At 56.2% G+C, this 17,544-nt stretch carries 16 protein-coding genes; 6 read left to right on the top strand and 10 right to left on the bottom strand.

Annotated features, from left to right (window positions below; all coding sequences use genetic code 11):
- The first annotated feature begins 16 nt into the window (after positions 1-16).
- Positions 17-985, top strand: a complete 969-nt coding sequence (gene ybiB / locus GC087_RS15910) for a DNA-binding protein YbiB (protein ID WP_058707632.1) — start codon at positions 17-19, stop codon at positions 983-985.
- Here the strand turns inward: ybiB and GC087_RS15905 are convergent.
- The 3 genes from GC087_RS15905 to hutH all read right to left on the bottom strand — a co-directional run bounded on the left by GC087_RS15905 (position 982) and on the right by hutH (position 5,805).
- Positions 982-2,145: a M20 aminoacylase family protein gene (locus tag GC087_RS15905; RefSeq protein ID WP_164483081.1), complete on the bottom strand. Its 1,164-nt coding sequence runs from the start codon at positions 2,143-2,145 to the stop codon at positions 982-984. The genes ybiB and GC087_RS15905 overlap by 4 nt on opposite strands.
- A 410-nt stretch (positions 2,146-2,555) precedes the next feature.
- On the bottom strand, positions 2,556-4,238 hold the full coding sequence (gene hutU, locus GC087_RS15900; protein WP_006118568.1) for a urocanate hydratase: 1,683 nt from the start codon (positions 4,236-4,238) through the stop codon (positions 2,556-2,558).
- Positions 4,239-4,248: 10 nt separating this feature from the next.
- Complete coding sequence (gene hutH / locus GC087_RS15895; RefSeq protein ID WP_185199729.1) at positions 4,249-5,805, bottom strand: histidine ammonia-lyase; 1,557 nt, start codon at positions 5,803-5,805, stop codon at positions 4,249-4,251.
- Positions 5,806-6,108: 303 nt separating this feature from the next.
- On the opposite strand from hutH, the gene hutC reads away from it, so the two are divergent.
- Entirely contained in the window at positions 6,109-6,864 is a 756-nt protein-coding gene (hutC, locus tag GC087_RS15890; protein WP_039341448.1) for a histidine utilization transcriptional repressor HutC, read from the top strand.
- On the opposite strand, the gene GC087_RS15885 is transcribed toward hutC, so the two are convergent.
- Complete coding sequence (locus GC087_RS15885; protein WP_324028694.1) at positions 6,848-7,393, bottom strand: HutD/Ves family protein; 546 nt, start codon at positions 7,391-7,393, stop codon at positions 6,848-6,850. The two genes, hutC and GC087_RS15885, sit on opposite strands and share 17 nt — an antisense overlap.
- Positions 7,390-8,745, bottom strand: a complete 1,356-nt coding sequence (locus GC087_RS15880; RefSeq protein ID WP_324028693.1) for a formimidoylglutamate deiminase — start codon at positions 8,743-8,745, stop codon at positions 7,390-7,392. The genes GC087_RS15885 and GC087_RS15880 overlap by 4 nt, the downstream gene beginning before the upstream one ends.
- 84 nt (positions 8,746-8,829) lie before the next feature.
- Between GC087_RS15880 and hutI the strand changes: the two genes are divergently transcribed.
- Both hutI and hutG read left to right on the top strand, forming a co-directional pair.
- A complete protein-coding gene (gene hutI / locus GC087_RS15875) occupies positions 8,830-10,047 on the top strand; it encodes an imidazolonepropionase (protein WP_054634266.1) in 1,218 nt (405 codons plus the stop codon).
- On the top strand, positions 10,044-10,832 hold the full coding sequence (gene hutG / locus GC087_RS15870) for an N-formylglutamate deformylase (RefSeq protein ID WP_033737692.1): 789 nt from the start codon (positions 10,044-10,046) through the stop codon (positions 10,830-10,832). Before hutI ends, hutG begins: the two co-directional genes overlap by 4 nt.
- Positions 10,833-11,023: 191 nt before the next feature.
- On the opposite strand, the gene GC087_RS15865 is transcribed toward hutG, so the two are convergent.
- Positions 11,024-11,653 (bottom strand): flavin reductase family protein, encoded by a 630-nt coding sequence (locus GC087_RS15865; protein WP_375093134.1) that lies wholly within the window; start codon positions 11,651-11,653, stop codon positions 11,024-11,026.
- Between the two features lie 325 nt (positions 11,654-11,978).
- Here GC087_RS15865 and GC087_RS15860 point away from each other — a divergent pair, with 325 nt between their 5' ends.
- Both GC087_RS15860 and rlmF read left to right on the top strand, forming a co-directional pair.
- Complete coding sequence (locus tag GC087_RS15860; RefSeq protein ID WP_324028692.1) at positions 11,979-13,085, top strand: SDR family oxidoreductase; 1,107 nt, start codon at positions 11,979-11,981, stop codon at positions 13,083-13,085.
- 206 nt (positions 13,086-13,291) lie between these two features.
- A complete protein-coding gene (rlmF, locus tag GC087_RS15855; protein ID WP_324028691.1) occupies positions 13,292-14,215 on the top strand; it encodes a 23S rRNA (adenine(1618)-N(6))-methyltransferase RlmF in 924 nt (307 codons plus the stop codon).
- Positions 14,216-14,295: 80 nt separating this feature from the next.
- On the opposite strand, the gene glnQ is transcribed toward rlmF, so the two are convergent.
- The 4 genes from glnQ to dps all read right to left on the bottom strand — a co-directional run bounded on the left by glnQ (position 14,296) and on the right by dps (position 17,335).
- Positions 14,296-15,018 (bottom strand): glutamine ABC transporter ATP-binding protein GlnQ, encoded by a 723-nt coding sequence (glnQ, locus tag GC087_RS15850; protein ID WP_039341430.1) that lies wholly within the window; start codon positions 15,016-15,018, stop codon positions 14,296-14,298.
- A complete protein-coding gene (glnP, locus tag GC087_RS15845; RefSeq protein WP_033737688.1) occupies positions 15,015-15,674 on the bottom strand; it encodes a glutamine ABC transporter permease GlnP in 660 nt (219 codons plus the stop codon). Before glnP ends, glnQ begins: the two co-directional genes overlap by 4 nt.
- Before the next feature lie 79 nt (positions 15,675-15,753).
- A complete protein-coding gene (gene glnH / locus GC087_RS15840; protein WP_205952901.1) occupies positions 15,754-16,500 on the bottom strand; it encodes a glutamine ABC transporter substrate-binding protein GlnH in 747 nt (248 codons plus the stop codon).
- 331 nt (positions 16,501-16,831) lie between these two features.
- Positions 16,832-17,335, bottom strand: coding sequence for a DNA starvation/stationary phase protection protein Dps (gene dps / locus GC087_RS15835; protein WP_033737686.1), 504 nt, complete (start codon positions 17,333-17,335; stop codon positions 16,832-16,834).
- Between the last annotated feature and the right edge of the window lie 209 nt (positions 17,336-17,544).

Genomic DNA, 17,544 nt, shown 5'->3' with positions numbered 1-17,544 from the left:
TGAACGGAAACGAGTGATGGAACTGAATAAAATTATCAAAGAAGTCGGGCGTGGTAAGAACCATGCACGTGATATTGATTTCGACAGTGCCGTTGCACTTTACGGCGCTATGCTGGACGGCAGCGTACCGGATCTTGAAATGGGCAGTATTTTAATTGCCCTGCGTATCAAGGGCGAGGGCGAGGCGGAGATGCGCGGATTTTATCAGGCGATGCAGGCGCGTATGCTGCGCCTGCAGGCACCCGCAGGCCGTCCGATGCCCGTGGTCATTCCCAGCTATAACGGTGCGCGTCGTCAGGGCAATCTGACGCCCCTGCTGGCGCTGGTGCTGAACCGGCTGGGTTTGCCGGTGCTGGTTCACGGCGTCAGCGACGATGCGACGCGCATCACCAGCGAAGCGGTGTTTGCGGCGCTGGGCATCATGCCGGTCACCACTGCAGAGCAGGCACAGACGTTGCTCGACAAGGGCGAACTGGTGTTTATCACCATCGATCACCTCTGTCCGCCAATGGCAAAACAGCTGTCGCTGCGCTGGCGCATGGGCGTCCGCAACAGCGCCCATACGCTGGCAAAACTGGCCACCCCGTTTGGCGAACGCGAGGCGCTACGCCTGTCGAGCGTCTCGCATCCCGAATACGTGCCGCGGGTGGCAACGTTTTTTAATGATATCGATGCCCCGGCTATTTTGCTGAATGGCACAGAGGGCGAGGTTTACGCCAATCCGCAGCGCTGCCCGTCCATCAGCTACGTGGGCGGTGCTGGACAGCAGGCCGAGGTCTGGGTGGAGAGGCAGCCGGAAATCAGTGTAGCGCTGCCCGCGGACAAATCGGCAGAGGAGACCGCGCGCTGGACGCAGGAGGTGCTGAATCAGCAACGTCCACTGCCCGCCTCGCTGCGTCTGCAGATTGCCTGCTGCCTGCGTGCCAGCGGTGAGGCGGCGACGCTGCAGGCCGGTCTGGACAGGCTCGCGGCAGCGGGTTTTTAAGCGCGCGTCTGTGGCAGAGCCTGTTCCACCAGGTTCTGCCAGAACTGGATTCCGGTCGGAATCAGCGCATCGTTGAAGTCATAATGGGCATTGTGCAGCGGTGCGGAGGGCGTTGCGCCATCGGCACCCAGCCAGAAGTAGGCGCCAGGGCAGGCTTCCAGCATACAGGCAAAGTCTTCCGAGGCCATGGACGGATTCACCTGCCAGCGCACCTGGCCTTCGCCGAAGGTACTAACGGCAACGTCATGCACCTGCTGAGCCGGGCCAGCATGATTCGCCGTTACCGGATAGCCGGGCAGCCAGTGAATGGCCCCACACACGCCAAAAGGTTTCGGCAGCGTCGTCACAAAATCATCAACAAGGGCATGAACCCGTTTGCGCACGTCGTCCTGCAGACAGCGCACCGTTCCGCGCAGAACAATCTGTTCCGGAATCACGTTAATCGCCTCACCGCCCTGAATCTGGGTGACGCTGACAACCGCAGATGACAGCGGCGACAGGCGACGTGAGGGAATAGTTTGCAGCGCCAGGATCAGTTCGGCGGCGACCACCATCGGATCGGCACCGCTCTCCGGCATGGCCGCATGGCAACTCTTACCGCTCAGGGTGATTTCAAAGGCGTCCAGCGAGGCCATCATTGCGCCGGGATTGACGGCCAGCGATCCCAGCGGTAAGCCCGGCCAGTTATGCATCGCGTAAACGGCATCCATCGGGAAGCGCGTAAATAAGCCCTCTTCGACCATTTTGCGTGCACCGCCCAGATTCTCTTCCGCCGGCTGAAAAATGAAATGCACAGTGCCGCTGAAGCGACGCGTAGCCGCCAGATGTTTTGCTGCCGCCAGCAAAATTGCCGTGTGACCATCATGGCCGCAGGCATGCATCACGCCGGGCGTGGCAGAGCGCCAGGCCGCATCACCTTTCTCGTTGATCGGCAGCGCATCCATATCCGCGCGCAGGCCGATAACCGGTCCGGCGCCATTTTCCAGCGTGCCCACCACGCCGGTGCCAGCCAGACCGCGAAACACCTGCAGGCCTGCAAGTTCCAGCTCCTGCGCGACCTTATCGCTGGTCTGATGTTCCTGATAACCCAGTTCAGGTTCGCGATGAAACTGATGGCGCCAGCGCAGCGCTTCGTCAAGCAGGGCAGGGGAAAGAGTCATGCAGTATCGCGCTCCATATCATTCAGGAAGCTTCACTTTAGAGATCTGACAGCGGTACGTCTATTACCGAAAAGGCGAAATAGGATGACAGGCTAAATCAAAATGGAATAAGTAATAAGCAAGTGTACAAAAATGCAGTCGTTTATGCCGGTTCTCGTTTCACGCACAGAAAGCCAATACCGATAAGGCTGTCTTAGCAGGACGGATCGGCCAGCAGGGGCACGGCACAGGCTCCCGGTAAGATCCATCGTACTCTGGCATTCGATGACGCCGTGGGTTCAACACGGTTTATGGGCGTATCATCCGGATTGTCCTAGGTTCATTACCGTCTGACGTGGCTCGATGTGACAGCAGGCTGGGGCTGTGCGGTTCCGGCATGGTGCTCGCCGGAACCGCGCGTTTTGATACCGTTATTGCATCGGTAAGTTCAGTCCGTGCTTTTGGGCACAGGTCTGCGCCAGTTCATAGCCGGCATCGGCATGGCGCATCACGCCAGTGGCGGGATCGTTCCACAGCACGCGGCCCAGACGCGCATCTGCTGCTTCACTGCCGTCACACACAATCACCACGCCGGCGTGCTGAGAGAAGCCCATGCCCACACCGCCGCCGTGGTGCAGACTGACCCAGGTCGCACCGCCCGCCGTGTTAAGCAGGGCGTTCAGTAATGGCCAGTCAGAGACCGCGTCCGAACCGTCTTTCATCGCTTCGGTTTCACGGTTGGGCGAAGCGACGGAACCGCAGTCGAGATGATCGCGGCCAATGACTATCGGCGCTTTCAACTCGCCGGTGCGCACCATGTCATTAAAGGCCAGCGCCGCAAGATGGCGTTCGCCCAGCCCCAGCCAGCAGATACGTGCCGGTAACCCCTGGAAAGCGATGCGTTCCTGCGCCATATCCAGCCAGCGATGCAGCGTTTTATGTTCAGGGAAGAGCGCTTTGAGTTTAGCGTCCGTTTTATAGATATCCTCCGGATCGCCAGACAGGGCCACCCAGCGAAACGGTCCTTTGCCCTCGCAAAACAGGGGACGGATATAGGCGGGCACAAAACCGGGGAAATCAAACGCGTTGCTGACACCTTCATCCAGCGCGACCTGGCGGATATTGTTGCCATAATCCACAGTAGGGATGCCCATGTGACAAAAGTCGAGCATCGCCTGCACATGCACCGCCATGGAGGCGCGGGCGGCTTTTTCTACGGCTTTAGGATTCGCCTTACGTTCCTGCTCCCAGCGCGACACATCCCAGTCAATCGGCAGATAGCCGTTGACGGGATCGTGCGCCGAGGTTTGATCGGTCACGATGTCCGGCTTCGGCCCACCGGCTTTGGCGCGTTTCACCAGCTCCGGCAGGATTTCTGCCGCGTTGCCTAACAGACCCACGGAGATTGCCTTTTTCGCCTGCGTGGCCGCGTGGATTAACGTCAGGGCTTCATCCAGCGAGGTGGCTTTGTGATCGACATAGCGGGTGCGTAAACGGAAATCGATACGCGATTCCTGACATTCAATGGCCAGCACGCAGGCCCCGGCCAGCACGCCGGCCAGCGGTTGGGCACCGCCCATGCCGCCTAATCCGGCCGTCAGGATCCAGCGTCCACTTAAATCATTGTTGTAATGCTGACGTCCGGCCTCGACAAACGTCTCGTAGGTGCCCTGTACAATCCCCTGCGCACCGATGTAAATCCAGGAACCGGCGGTCATCTGGCCGTACATCATCAGCCCGGCCTTATCGAGTTCATGGAAGTGATCCCAGTTGGCCCAGTGCGGCACCAGATTGGAATTAGCCAGCAGTACGCGTGGCGCATCCGCATGGGTGCGAAACACGCCAACCGGCTTGCCCGACTGGATCAGCAGGGTTTCGTCGGGTTGCAGCACTTGTAGCGAACGTAAAATTTGCTCAAAGCATGCCCAGTTACGCGCGGCTTTACCAATCCCGCCATAGACCACCAGATCCTCCGGGCGCTCTGCCACATCGGGATCGAGGTTGTTCTGAATCATGCGGTAGGCCGCTTCAATCAACCAGTTTGCGCAGTGCAGTGTATTTCCACGCGGCGCACGAATCTCGCGTGCTACCACTTTTGCCAGGGTTTCGCTCATGACGGATTCCTTATTCAACTGAATGGGTGCCCATGCTGGGTAACAATGCGGTGAGTGCCTGCGGCCAGTCGCAGCGGCTTGCCCACTGGCGCATCGCTTCGATGTCCGGTGCCAGCAGGCGGTCTTCCTCAAGGAAGGCGACGCGTTCGCGGATCGTGCCAATGGCCTGTTCTATCAGTGCAGAACTTTGCAGGGGACGATGAAACTCAATGCCCTGGGCCGCTGCCATGGCTTCAATGCCGACTACCGCCGCGCTGTTAAAGCACATGTCGCCCAGTCGGCGGGCGGCATAGGTGGCCATCGACACGTGATCTTCCTGATTAGCCGAGGTAGGCAAACTGTCGACGCTGCCGGGATGCGCCAGCGATTTATTTTCGGAGGCGAGCGCCGCCGCGGTGACCTGAGCAATCATAAAACCGGAGTTCACGCCGCCGTCGCGGACCAGGAAAGGGGGCAGACCGGACAAACCGGTATCCAGCAGCAGGGCCAGTCGACGTTCAGAGATGGCGCCCACTTCGGCGACGGCCAGGGCAATAATGTCTGCGGCAAAAGCCACGGGTTCAGCATGGAAGTTGCCACCGGAGATCACATCACCGGTTTCGGTGAACACCAGCGGGTTATCGGACGCGGCGTTGGCTTCAATCTGCAGGATGCGGGCGGCATGGCTGAGGTTATCCAGGCACGCTCCCATGACCTGGGGGACGCAGCGGACGGAGTAGGGATCCTGCACGCGCCCACAATGGGTATGAGAACCCAGGATCTCGCTGCCTTCAATCAGGGCGGTGACGGCGGCCGCCACGGCAATCTGGCCATGCTGGCCACGCGCCTGATGAATACGCGCGTCGAACGGTTTTAATGAGCCTTTAATCGCTTCCAGCGACAGCGCGCCCGCCATTAAGCCTGCGGCAAACAGATTTTCCGCTTCGAACAGGCCGCGCAGGGCCAGCGCAGTCGATACCTGGGTACCGTTGAGTAAGGCCAGCCCTTCTTTGGGACCCAGCACAAACGGCGTCAGGCCCACTTTTGCCAGACCTTCCGTCGCCGGAATGTGTTTACCGTTGACCCGTACTTCACCTTCACCTAGCAGCATCAGCGACATGTGCGCCAGTGGGGCCAGATCGCCAGAGGCCCCCACCGATCCTTTGGCGGGAATGCACGGCATCACGCCCGCATTGAACAGGGCCAGCAACGCCTCCACCAGTTCAATCCGCACGCCAGAATGACCACGGGAAAGGCTGATGATTTTGCTGGCGACCACCAGGCGCGTCACGTTATCGGGCAGAAGTTCCCCCAGGCCGACGCTGTGAGACAGCACCAGGTTTCGCTGCAGATCGGCAAGACGGCTGGCGGGGATTTGAGTCTGCGCCAGTTTACCGAAACCGGTATTGATGCCGTACACCACGCTACCGGAGGCCACAATCGCTTCAACGGTTTGTTGCGCTTCAGTGATGGCGCGGCGAGCGCCGTCATCAAGGCTGAGTGTGACGTTGCCTTGATATATTGCGCGCAACATCGCGAGATCGACCTTGCCTGGCACCAGACGTAATCCCTGAGACGAACCTGACATACTTTGCTCCTGTCTATACAAGGGTTGGCTTATTCTCTGGCCGTTCTGTTGACCCGAATAGCGGAATAACGCGAGTGAAACATAACTGTCTATTCTTGTCTATACAAGTTGCAATCGGCATGCCAGACCGATCACAAAATTGATCAGGCATTAACAGAGGGCTAACGTGGGCAGCAGGCGGGTTTCCTGCACCGCTGTAAGGCAACAGGTGCACGGTTTACGTGCCGATCTCGGGCTGGAATGTATATACATCCAGCCCGTCAGGCAGTAAACTTTGGGCATTATCAGCTTAAGGAATACGATATGGCCGAGCACACGGCAATTGCACAACTGGCAGCGGCCATGAGTGACGAACCCGCACCCATCTATCAACGGGTTAAACAGGCGATCATCAGCCAGATTCGTGAAGGCCACTGGAAAGCTAACCAACGGGTGCCTTCAGAAAGCGAGCTGGTGAATGAGCTTGGCGTAAGTCGTATGACGATTAACCGGGCATTGCGGGAATTAACCAGCGAAGGATTTCTGGTACGTATGCAAGGCGTTGGTACGTTTGTCGCGGAGATGAAAGGCTATACAGCCATGCTTGAGGTGCACAACATCGCGGATGAAATTGCGCAGCGGGGTCATCAGCACAGCTGCAAAATTCTCACCATTGGTCAGAATAAAGCCGATCCGGAGCAGGCTTCCGTTCTGGGCCTGACAACCGGACAAACGCTGTTTCATTCTCTGATTGTGCATTATGAAAATGACATGCCGGTGCAGCTGGAAGATCGGCTGGTGAATCCACAACTGGCCCCGGATTACCTGGCCCAGGATTACCACACGCTCACGCCTTATACGTACCTGATGCGCGCGGCACCGTTGACGGCGGGTGAACATATCGTTGAGGCGGTGATGCCGGATGCGCGACAGCGTAAATATCTGGCGATTGATGAGCACGAGCCTTGTCTGCTCATCCGTCGCCAGACCTGGAGCGATAACAAGATTGTGACCTATGCGCGTTTACTCTATCCCGGCTCGCGTTACAAGCTGCTGGGGCGCTTTAAAGGGCACGGGTAAGACGAATAAACAGTAACCTCGCATCCTGGCTGTCCGGCTGCAGTCGGGTGGGATGATCGACCCACCAGACGCCCTGCTGCTCCGCTAATGGCGCATCGTTCACGATGCGCCATTCTCCTGCCAGCACCCAGGCCACACCGTGCTCGCTGCTGACGGAGTCGGTGACGACGTCAGCCTGTGCCCGCCATTCGCCTCGTCGTGTCATGATGTTAAAATCCTGACTGGGCGCTTTACCCTGCAACTGAGCCTCAAGTGCCTGCTCCCCCGCAAAAGCCCAGGGCCTTTCCGGCAACAGGCGATGCGCGACGTTCTCGCCACGCAGCAGAACAGGGCTGCCGTTTAGCAGAGTGATAATGCGATCGACACCGGTAAACGCCGAGAAGGGCCCGTCGCTGGCGATGGTGGCAATACTGGCGCGCCAGGCGAAGTCGCTTGCCCCGGGCGGATAGCCGATAATTTCACGTGTTTCGCCACCGCCGTTGCGCCAGCGACTGACGGGTAAGCTGTCTAAAGAAAAAACGCTTCTCATCGCAACGCTGCCATTGCCTGCGCGAAACGGGCTGCACAGGCTTCTTCTTCTGCATGATGGCCATCGCTGATCACCCGGTTACCCGCCACATACACGTCGCGAATCTGCTCGCGCTGGCCAGCAAACAGCCAGCGATTGAGCAGGGCAGACTCATCCACACTGCCCAGCCAGGCGTCATCGCGTAATACCAGCCAGTCGGCGCGTTGCCCGACGGCCAGCGCCCCACTCTTTATTCCGCAGGCCTGGGCACCGCCCGCCGCGGCCTGTTGCCACAGCAGATCGCCGACTGAGGGCTGGTCGGGCAGCGTGATGCGATTGCGACGATGGTCGCGCAGGCGTTGGGCATATTCAAGCCAGCGCAACTCCTCCTGAACACTGAGCGAAACATGACTGTCGGAGCCAATGCCCCAGCGTCCGCCCTGGGCGATATAGTCCACGGCGGGAAAAATACCGTCACCGAGGTTGGCTTCCGTAGTCGGGCAGAGCCCGGCAACCGCTCCGCTGGCGGCAAGGCGCGTCACTTCGCTGTCATCAAGATGCGTTGCATGAATCAGGCACCAGCGTGCATCGACATCGAAACGCGTCATCAGCCAGCTCACCGGACGCTCGCCGCTCCAGGCCAGACTGTCATTGACCTCCTTCTCCTGCTCGGCGATGTGAATATGGATGGGTAACGTGGTCTCGCTGGCGCTGAGCACGGCATGCATTTGCGCTTCACTGACTGCGCGCAGTGAGTGAAAGCAGAGGCCTGCGTTGTGCAGGGGTTTATCTTTTATCCATGTCTGAAGACGTACCTGCTGTTGCAGATAGCTGTCGGTCTGCTGAATAAAGCGCTTTTGTCCCGGCACCGGCGGCTGAGCGCCAAAACCGCTGTAGCTGTAAAGCACCGGTAGCAACGTCTGACCTATGCCTGCCGTCTCTGCCGCCGCAATAAGCTGTCGCAGCATGGCATCGTCCGCATAAGGTTTACCGTCAATATCGTGATGCAGATAATGAAATTCTGCGACCTGGCAATAGCCGCCTTTTAGCATATCGATATACAGCAGGGCGGCGATATCACCTACCTGCCCGGGCGTCAGACGCTGCACCATGCGATACATCCGATCGCGCCAGGTCCAGAAGCTGTCCTGCGGATCGCCCGCCACTTCAGCCAGACCGGCCATGGCACGTTGAAAAGCATGTGAATGCAAATTCGCAATAGCGGGAATCACGTTACCGGCTAAACGTGTCGCTTCCCTGTCATCACCGTCGGGCGTAATCGCATCAATCATGCCCGCCGCGTTGACGCTGATACGCACCTGTTTATGCCAGCCTCCGGCCAGCCATGCGCGTGGCGCAAAAAAAGTTGCCATGGTTGATCCTCAAGGGATGTGGTTGTATATACATATACATACTTTAAAGTTTGCTGTAAACGGCAAGCGCATTGTGAGGCGGGAATGGCAGAAAAACTCCAGGTAGACAGCGTGTGGAGCGGGGCAGATGTGGTAACCATGCAAAGCGGCCACTATCATCTTATCGAACAGGGTGCGCTGGCAGTAAAGGCGGGCAGGCTGGTATGGGTTGGGCCCGCCGCCGCGATGCCGGCTTTTGAGGCGCGTGAACATCATCGTCTGCCGGGCGGGATCATCACGCCGGGTTTAGTGGACTGCCACACGCATCTGGTTTTTGGTGGCGATCGCAGTCAGGAGTTTGAGCAGCGCCTCAACGGCGTGAGCTATGCCGATATTGCGGCCCAGGGCGGCGGCATCCTTTCTACCGTTCGGGCCACCCGTGACGCCAGTGAACAAACGTTAGTGGCGACAGCCCGCTGGCGGTTGAATCGCTTGCTGGCCGAGGGCGTGACCACCGTCGAGATTAAATCCGGCTACGGTCTGGATGAAGAAAGTGAATTACGTATGCTGCGTGCCATTCGACAGCTCAGTCAGGAGGTGGCTGCGGATGTGCAGGCCACCTGCCTGGCCGCTCATGCGGTTCCGCCCGAATTTAAACAGGATCCCGATGGCTGGATCACGATCATCTGTGACCGCCTGTTACCTCAGATCAGCGCCGAAGGCCTGGCGGATGCGGTGGATGCATTTTGCGAACATCTGGCGTTTACCCCGCAGCAGGTCGCCCGGGTATTTGACCGGGCAACGGCGCTGGGCATGCCGGTGAAACTGCATGCCGAGCAGCTTTCCTCTTTGGGCGGTGCGGCGCTGGCCGCCCGTTATGGCGCGCTGTCCGCCGATCATCTGGAATATGCAACGGAAACGGATGTTCAGGCAATGGCAGAACAGGGTACGGTAGCCGTGTTATTGCCCGGCGCGTTTTATCTGCTGCGGGAAACGCAGCGCCCGCCGGTAGCGTTGTTCCGACGCTATGGTGTGCCCATGGCACTGGCGAGTGATGCCAACCCCGGCACATCGCCCGCGCTGTCGCTGCGCCTGATGCTGAATATGGGCTGCACCCTGTTCGGCATGACACCGGAAGAAGCGCTGGCAGGCGTGACCCTGTGGGGGGCAAAGGCGCTGGGGCTGGAGGCAAGTCATGGTTCGCTGGAGGCGGGAAAAGTGGCCAGTTTTGTTCACTGGCCGCTGGCCCGCCCGGCGGAACTGGTTTACTGGCTGGGCGGTGAACTGCCCTGTACCGTTATCTACCGCGGAGAAGTACAATGACACCTTTTCATTTTACCCAAGGGACTATCCCGCTGCTGGTCAGTATTCCCCATGCCGGCACGATGTTAACACCGGAAGTTGAAGCCGGGCTCAGCGATGCCGCCCGTGACTTACCTGATACGGACTGGCACATTCCACAACTTTATGATTTTGTGCGTGATATGGGAGCCAGTCTGGTCATTGGCCGCTACTCACGCTTTGTTGTCGATCTCAATCGTCCCTCAGACAATCAACCGCTTTATACGACCGCCACCACCGGCCTGTTTCCGGAAACCCTGTTTGACGGCACGCCGACATTTGTTGCGGGCAAAGCCCCCACGGATGCACAGCGACAGGGATATATTCAGACAATCTGGCAGCCTTATCATCAGCAGATCCAGCAGACGCTGGCGCAGATGAAAGCGGAATTTGGCTATGCGCTGCTGTTTGACGCTCATTCGATTGCCAGTGAAATTCCACGACTGTTTGACGGTCGCCTGCCGGATCTCAATATTGGTACCAATGACGGGGCCAGTTGCAGCAAACGCGTCATCGACGGGCTGACATCGGTATGCAGCGCGCAGGATCGCTATAGCTGGGTCGTCAATGGCCGTTTCAAAGGCGGCTACATTACGCGCGCTTACGGTCAACCCGATCGGCAGATCCAGGCGGTGCAACTGGAGCTGTCGCAAATCAATTATATGGACGAGACACCGCCCTTTACCTGGCATGAAGCCCGCGCGGCAGAACTGAAAAAAGTCCTGAAGCCGCTGTTACACAGCTTTGTGGCGCAGGGCAAGGGCTGACGGCGACGTTCGTGATGCGTAGCGCCCGCCTGTCAGACGCAGGAATGCCACAGTAAAGCGCACTGGTCCGCGACGCGCCTGGCGGCAACGGCGCGAAGTCGTTACCCGCTGGCAGGACGATCACTGGCTGGCACCTGAGATCGCCCGTGCGGTCAAAACGTTACGAACGCATTCGGCAGAACTGCTCTGACTTAGCTGCGGCGCGCATCGGGCCGCACCAGGTCAAAGCGCTGTGCTTCACTGATGCCATAATACGCGCTGGGCCCACCGGCGCGTAAAATCGGTTCCGCTTTCGCCGTCTGATAAATACCGTTTTCCAGCAGGCTTTCGTCAATATGGATGGCAACGGCTTCGCCCAGCACCAGCCAGCTGTCGATGGCGCGCCCGCCGGCATCCTGTAACTGAATCAGTTGTGTCAGCCTGCATTCAAAATTCACCGGACTTTCCTGTACCAGACAGGCCTTGACCTGCGAGGCGGCCAGAGGGGTTAAGCCTGCCAGGGCAAACTCGTCCTGATCGGCTGGGGCAGAAATTGAGCTTTCATTCATGGCCTCCGCCAGCGGTCGGGTCGCCAGATTCCAGACAAATTCTTTTGTTTCAGCAATGTTTTGCACACTGTCTTTCCAGCCGCTGCTGGCGAAGCCAATAATGGGCGGCTGGTAATTGAAACAGTTAAAAAAACTGTAGGGCGCAAGGTTGCGCACGCCTTTGGCGCTGGTGCTGCTGATCCAGCCTATTGGACGTGGGCCAATGATGGCATTCAGTGGATCGTGAGGCAAACCGTGTCCGGCGCGGGGCTGATAGGAATAGCGTTTATGCATCGTCATCTCCTGGATAAAAACAGAGTCTAGCCTGGCCTGTCCGCCATGCGTTAAACCGTCAGAGCCGCACCGCTTTTTTGCGCATTGTTAACCAGATTAGTCTGGTTCAGCGACAGGAGGGAATGTTCTGTACTACAGCGTTAATAACGTTAAATATCAATATATTAATTATTTATTTGATGAGAAATCCGCGAAAAGATGTGTTTAAAAAGTAAACGAAAGTTAAACGGAATCATTTTATACATTTTGTGCTAATGAAAGTTTCGTATTTGTTTAACGAAACTGAGGCATTATGCAATCTCATCAATTGTTCTCGTGGTCGAATATGAAAAAAATTCTTGTTACAGGATCTTCTGGATTCGTTGGTGGTGCAGTCGTGGCAGAATTGCTGATGCGCCAGGATGTTGAGTTATTGCTGCTCGTCAGAGCCAGCGATGCTAACCAGGGACTGGAGAGGGTTAAAGATAATTTAACCAAGTTTTCATGTTCGGCGCAGGCGATTGCGCGCCTGACAGCAGATCAGATTCTGGTCGGCGATTTGCTGGCCCCGGAGCTTTTCCTGGATGATGCGCGCATCGATCAGATCAGCCACGTTATCAACTGCGCAGCGATTGCGTCATTTGGTGAGAATAACGATATCTGGCGCGTCAACGTGGAAGGGACGTTTAAACTGGCCGCCAGAATGGCAGCCTTGCCTGAATTTGTTAAATTCGTCCACGTCGGCACGGCGATGTCGTCTGCCCCGGATCACGGTGAGATTGTAAAAGAAGATCTGGTGCTGTCTTCACGCGAAGATCACATTGTCGATTACACCTATTCCAAGTCGTATATCGAAAATAAGATCAAACAGGAATTGCCGCATCTGCCACTGGTCATCGCGCGTCCGTCCATTGTGGTGGGCCACTCTCAGGAAGGGTGCACGCCGTCAGGCAGCATCTTCTGGGTGTTTAAAATGGTCATGAAGCTGGAGAAATTCCTCTGCTCACTTGATGACCGTGTTGATGTCATCCCGGTAGACTACTGTGCCAAATCGCTGGTGTTCCTGATGGATCATGGCTGCACCAAGGAGATGGTTTATCACATCTCTGCCGGCGAGCGCAGCAGTAATACCTTCTCTGAAATTGATTCGGCTTTTGCCAGTGCAGAAAAAAGTGCCCCGTTGGCATCGAATTATCTGCAGGTTGATTTCAGCGAAATCGTTAAAGAGCGTAAGAACTTTAAAAAGATCTACGGACCCTGCAACGAACGTCTGATGTTGCGCGCAATGCGTCTTTACGGCGAGTTCGCCCGTCTGAATGTAGTGTTCTCTAACGACAAATTACTGCGTCTGGGCATGAGCTCACCGCCAGGATTCACCAGCTATATTGACCGCTGTGTTGAAACCACCCGGGGCATGCCGATTCAGGATTTAATGCGCGTCGATTTTAAATAATCCCGCAGACTTAACGCCCCGCCAGCATTGTTGCTGGCGGGGCGCATTTTGCTTTTTTGCTCACCTCGCTTTCCTGCAACGACGCCGTACCCTCGCGATTTCGCACGTCCGCAACGTCGGCCTGCTGGCCGCTCTGTCCGAGAATGCGGTTTATTTTCTGCCCGCCACAGCGTATTGTACGCGCGCCTGAAAATATGAGAGAACGTATGAAAAAGTCTGCCAGCCCGTCCCCTTTCCATGCCCGTAACCGCCACCAGGGTGAATATGATTTTGCCGCGCTGACGGCAGCGCACCCGCCGCTGGCAGAAAAAGTCCGGCCCAACGGCTATGGCGTCATGTCGGTGGACTTTGCCGATCCTGAAGCGGTCATGCTGTTGAATCAGGCGCTGCTTAAACGGTTCTACGGCCTTGACTGGCAACTGGCGCCTGGTTCGTTGTGCCCGCCCGTGCCGGGGCGCGCTGACTATCTTCACTACCTGGCCGATTTACTGGCACTGGACAACCAGGGCAGGATCCCGCCGGCGGACATCCTGGATATTGGCTGCGGGGCGAACTGTATTTATCCCCTGATCGGCGCGGCGGAATATGGCTGGCGTTTTACCGGCACGGATATTGATGACGAGGCACTAAAAACGGCGACAAAAATTGTCGCGGCGAACCCGGGCATGCAACGCCTGATCCGCCTGCGTCGGCAAAAAAATCCCGCCGTGGTGCTGAATGGCGTGGTGAACAAGAATGAAAACTTCCATGCGGTCATCTGCAATCCGCCTTTTCACGCTTCTGCGGCAGAGGCGGCGGCCGGTTCACAGCGCAAAACGCGCAACCTGGGACTGGCACCGGCTGCACCGCTGAACTTTGGCGGCCAGCACAATGAATTGTGGTGCGAAGGGGGAGAAAAGGGCTTTGTCGGGAAAATGATCGCTGAAAGCGCCAGTCTGGCTCAGCAGGTCGTCTGGTTTACATCGCTGGTATCGCGCAAAGAGCATTTACCCGCGCTGGAGAAACAGCTGAAGGCGCTGGATACCCAGGTGGTACGTGTGGTCAATATGGCGCAGGGGCAGAAGCAGAGCCGGTTCCTGGCATGGAGCTTTATGTCCGCCGCCCAACGCGCGCAGCGATTGTCCCGCTAACGCAGGCGCTTACGTCAGTTCGCCGCATCATCGTGTGGCGTCGCCAGAGAAAAACGGGCCGCCTGACGGCCCGTTCGCACTCAGGAAACGTGCTGTAAAAATTCGCGCAGACGCTCGCTGGGCGGATCACTGATCAGACGGTCCGGATCGCCGTCTTCGGCAATACGGCCTTTATCAATAAAGATCAGGCGCGACGCCACTTTCCGGGCAAAACCCACTTCGTGTGTGACGATAACCATTGTCATACCTTCTTCAGCCAGATCCTGCATGACTTTCAGCACTTCGTGACGCAGTTCTGGGTCCAGCGCGGAGGTGGGCTCATCAAACAGCATCATTTTGGGTTTCACCGCCAGTGCCCGGGCAATCGCCACGCGCTGTTGCTGCCCACCCGAAAGCTCAGAAGGGAAATGGTTGGCGCGCTCGGCCAGGCCCACTTTCGCCAGCAGGCTATGGGCCAGTTTTCGTGCGTCTTCTTTGCTGGCACCGCGAACGCGAATCGGGCCAAAAGCCACGTTATCCAGCGCACTCATCTGCGGGAAAAGGTGGAACTGCTGAAACACCATGCCGGCTTCCTGACGAATAAGGCGATCGTCTACTTTGGGATCGTTAACGTTCAGGCCATCGACGATCAGTTCGCCGCTGGTGATCTCTTCCAGCTTGTTGATGCAACGCAGCAGCGTCGATTTACCCGAACCGGAGGGGCCGATAATCACGACGACTTCACCCTGATTAATCTTCAGGTCGATATTGTGCAGCACCTGGGTTTGGCCAAAATGCTTTGAGACGTTTTTAAATTCAATCACAGGATTTTCACCCTTTTCTCAATACGGCGCAGCACAAAGCTCAACACCAACGTAATCACAAGATAAATAACGGCCACTGCGCTCCAGATTTCCAGCGCGCGGAAGTTACCGGCAATAATTTCCTGTCCCTGGCGGGTCAGTTCGGCCACACCGATCACAATAAACAGCGAGGTGTCCTTAATGCTGACAATCCACTGATTGCCCAGCGGGGGCAGCATACGACGCAGCGCCAGCGGCATGATGACGTAGCGCAGGGTTTCGCGGCCTGACAGGCCCAAAGCCAGCCCGGCCTCGCGAAAGCCTTTGTTAATGGACAGGACCGCACCGCGGGTAATTTCCGCAATATAGGCACCCGAGTTAATCATAATGGTTACCACCGCGGCGGTGAACGGATCGATGCGTAAATCCGGGAACGCCATAGGCAGGGCAAAATAGATGAACATAACCTGCACGACGATGGGCGTACCGCGAATGATTTCAATAAAAACCAGGGCGATATTATTGCTCAGCCAGCCACCGTATGCGCGGGCAAAACCCGCGACCAGGCCGATGATCAATCCACCGACCAGGCCAATAATGGAAATAATTAAGGTCAGTTTTGCGCCTTCGAGTAGCGCGGGCATGGCTGGCCAGATGACGCTCCAGTCAAAATCCATGGTGAAACTCCGCTGTTGTTGCGATGGAAAAAAGCAGGGACAGGGTCCCTGCTGAAAAATAAAAAAACGGGCTCAGTGATTATTTCGGTTCAGTTCCGAACCACTTTTTATAGAGTTGATTGTAGGTACCGTTCTCTTTAAGCGTTTTCAGCGCCCCGTTCACTTTTTCACGCAGTTCATCACTGCCTTTCGGGAACGCAATGCCGTACTGCTGGGCTTCAATAGAATCACCTACAGCTTTGAAACGGCCTTTACCTGCGGTGTTGATGAAATAGAGGATATTGGGCGTATCGTGCAGCACTGCGTCAGCGCGGTTGGTGCCCAGTTCCATGTAAGCGTTATCGATATTCGGGAACTGACGCAGATCTTTCGTTTTGATGTGCGTCTTCGCATAATCTACGGAACCTGTGCCGCTCTTCACCGCCACCACTTTGCCGTTCAGATCGTCAATGCCTTTGATGTCTTTCTCGTTGTTACGCACCATGACCAGCAGACCGCTTTTGTAGTAGCCATCAGAGAACTCAATGGCTTTCTTGCGCTCGTCAGTAATGGTAATGCCAGCCAGTGCCACATCGACGTTGTGCGTCTGAAGGGCAGGGATGATGCCGCTGAAGTCCATCGGCTTCAGGGTGTAATCCAGTTTCAGTTCCTTCGCAATGGCATCCCATAAATCCACGTCAAAGCCGACATATTTGTCACCTTGTTTGAATTCAAACGGGACAAAAGCCGTATCGGTGGCGACGATCAGTTTCTTTTCTGCTGCGGTAGTGGAGAGAGAGAAGGCCAGCGCCAACGCGGCCACAGAGATGTTAAATAGCGATTTCATCATTTTTCCTTATTGCGACCAGGCACAGGGCCCGGGTTTGCGAGCTATCATTTGCGGGCTATCATATGAAAAAAGTATGCCAACTTTTCAAAATGTAAAAAATATAATGATCAGGAGATCATCGCTGACACGATTCTGCAACCTGTCGCGCCGATGCACTATTATGGTGATCCATCATAGTGCGAAGCGCTAAAGTGGTGCAGGAGTAGTGTGCATCAGAAGGCGAAAACGGGAAGGGCGCAGCGTCAGAAATTTTAACAAAGTCATAAATTATAGTAACGCAGACGTAAAAAAGGCGGGTTTCCCCGCCTGGTAATAGCCTGTAAGACCGTTATTCGATATTAGACTCAATGAACCACAGGAATTTATCCAGGTCACGAGAAGCCGCGGTAAAGATATCGGCGGTATCTTCATCTTTCACTTCAGAAATCGCTTTGCGCGTATCGTTAGCCACCACAGCATAACGGTCGGCCAGCGCTTTCAGATGATCCTGTACGCTGTGGATATTAAGCGGATAGCTTTTCAGTGGCGTTTTATCGTTGACGACCTGAGTGGTACCCAGTGCTACACCACCCAGTTGCACCACGCGTTCCGCGATAGTGTCCTGATGATCGGTGATGGTGGTACGGAAACCGTCCAGCATTTCGTGCACACCGATGAAGTTCGCGCCGCGCATGTTCCAGTGCGCTTGCTTAGTGATCAGGGACAGATCGATGAACTCCACGACCAGGCGATTGAGCACCTCAATGGTGGCGCGCTTTTCGTCATCTGCCACGTCATTACGGGTATAAAGTAGATCAGAAGATTTTGTTTTAACCAGTTTAGCGGTACTCATTGTTTCAGTCCTCTCTTTCAATGGTTGTCCTAATCAAGTACGAAACTAAGTATAGCAGCGATTTGTCGCCTTGCAGGATTGGCTTAATCAATGGATGAAATAGCATTCACCTTAGCGTGCGTGGGTGCGCGGGTGAAATAGTTAATAAATTGTTAAAATTAAAATTTCATAAAGCACTTTAAATACATAAGGTTAAATAAAAATTCAAT

It is taken from the genome of Pantoea sp. JZ2, assembly GCF_035191405.1.
In the GTDB taxonomy this organism is placed as follows: domain Bacteria; phylum Pseudomonadota; class Gammaproteobacteria; order Enterobacterales; family Enterobacteriaceae; genus Pantoea; species Pantoea stewartii.
Note: the sequence above shows the minus strand (reverse complement) of the source record. Positions and strands in the feature narration are given on the sequence as shown.

What these genes read in the sequence shown, in the direction of transcription:
- ybiB (WP_058707632.1), top strand. Translation starts at nt 17, where the DNA reads ATGGAACTGAATAAAATTATCAAAGAAGTCGGGCGTGGTAAGAACCAT.
- GC087_RS15905 (WP_164483081.1), bottom strand. Translation starts at nt 2,145, where the DNA reads ATGACTCTTTCCCCTGCCCTGCTTGACGAAGCGCTGCGCTGGCGCCAT.
- hutU (WP_006118568.1), bottom strand. Translation starts at nt 4,238, where the DNA reads ATGAGCGAAACCCTGGCAAAAGTGGTAGCACGCGAGATTCGTGCGCCG.
- hutH (WP_185199729.1), bottom strand. Translation starts at nt 5,805, where the DNA reads ATGTCAGGTTCGTCTCAGGGATTACGTCTGGTGCCAGGCAAGGTCGAT.
- hutC (WP_039341448.1), top strand. Translation starts at nt 6,109, where the DNA reads ATGGCCGAGCACACGGCAATTGCACAACTGGCAGCGGCCATGAGTGAC.
- GC087_RS15885 (WP_324028694.1), bottom strand. Translation starts at nt 7,393, where the DNA reads ATGAGAAGCGTTTTTTCTTTAGACAGCTTACCCGTCAGTCGCTGGCGC.
- GC087_RS15880 (WP_324028693.1), bottom strand. Translation starts at nt 8,745, where the DNA reads ATGGCAACTTTTTTTGCGCCACGCGCATGGCTGGCCGGAGGCTGGCAT.
- hutI (WP_054634266.1), top strand. Translation starts at nt 8,830, where the DNA reads ATGGCAGAAAAACTCCAGGTAGACAGCGTGTGGAGCGGGGCAGATGTG.
- hutG (WP_033737692.1), top strand. Translation starts at nt 10,044, where the DNA reads ATGACACCTTTTCATTTTACCCAAGGGACTATCCCGCTGCTGGTCAGT.
- GC087_RS15865 (WP_375093134.1), bottom strand. Translation starts at nt 11,653, where the DNA reads ATGCATAAACGCTATTCCTATCAGCCCCGCGCCGGACACGGTTTGCCT.
- GC087_RS15860 (WP_324028692.1), top strand. Translation starts at nt 11,979, where the DNA reads ATGAAAAAAATTCTTGTTACAGGATCTTCTGGATTCGTTGGTGGTGCA.
- rlmF (WP_324028691.1), top strand. Translation starts at nt 13,292, where the DNA reads ATGAAAAAGTCTGCCAGCCCGTCCCCTTTCCATGCCCGTAACCGCCAC.
- glnP (WP_033737688.1), bottom strand. Translation starts at nt 15,674, where the DNA reads ATGGATTTTGACTGGAGCGTCATCTGGCCAGCCATGCCCGCGCTACTC.
- glnH (WP_205952901.1), bottom strand. Translation starts at nt 16,500, where the DNA reads ATGAAATCGCTATTTAACATCTCTGTGGCCGCGTTGGCGCTGGCCTTC.
- dps (WP_033737686.1), bottom strand. Translation starts at nt 17,335, where the DNA reads ATGAGTACCGCTAAACTGGTTAAAACAAAATCTTCTGATCTACTTTAT.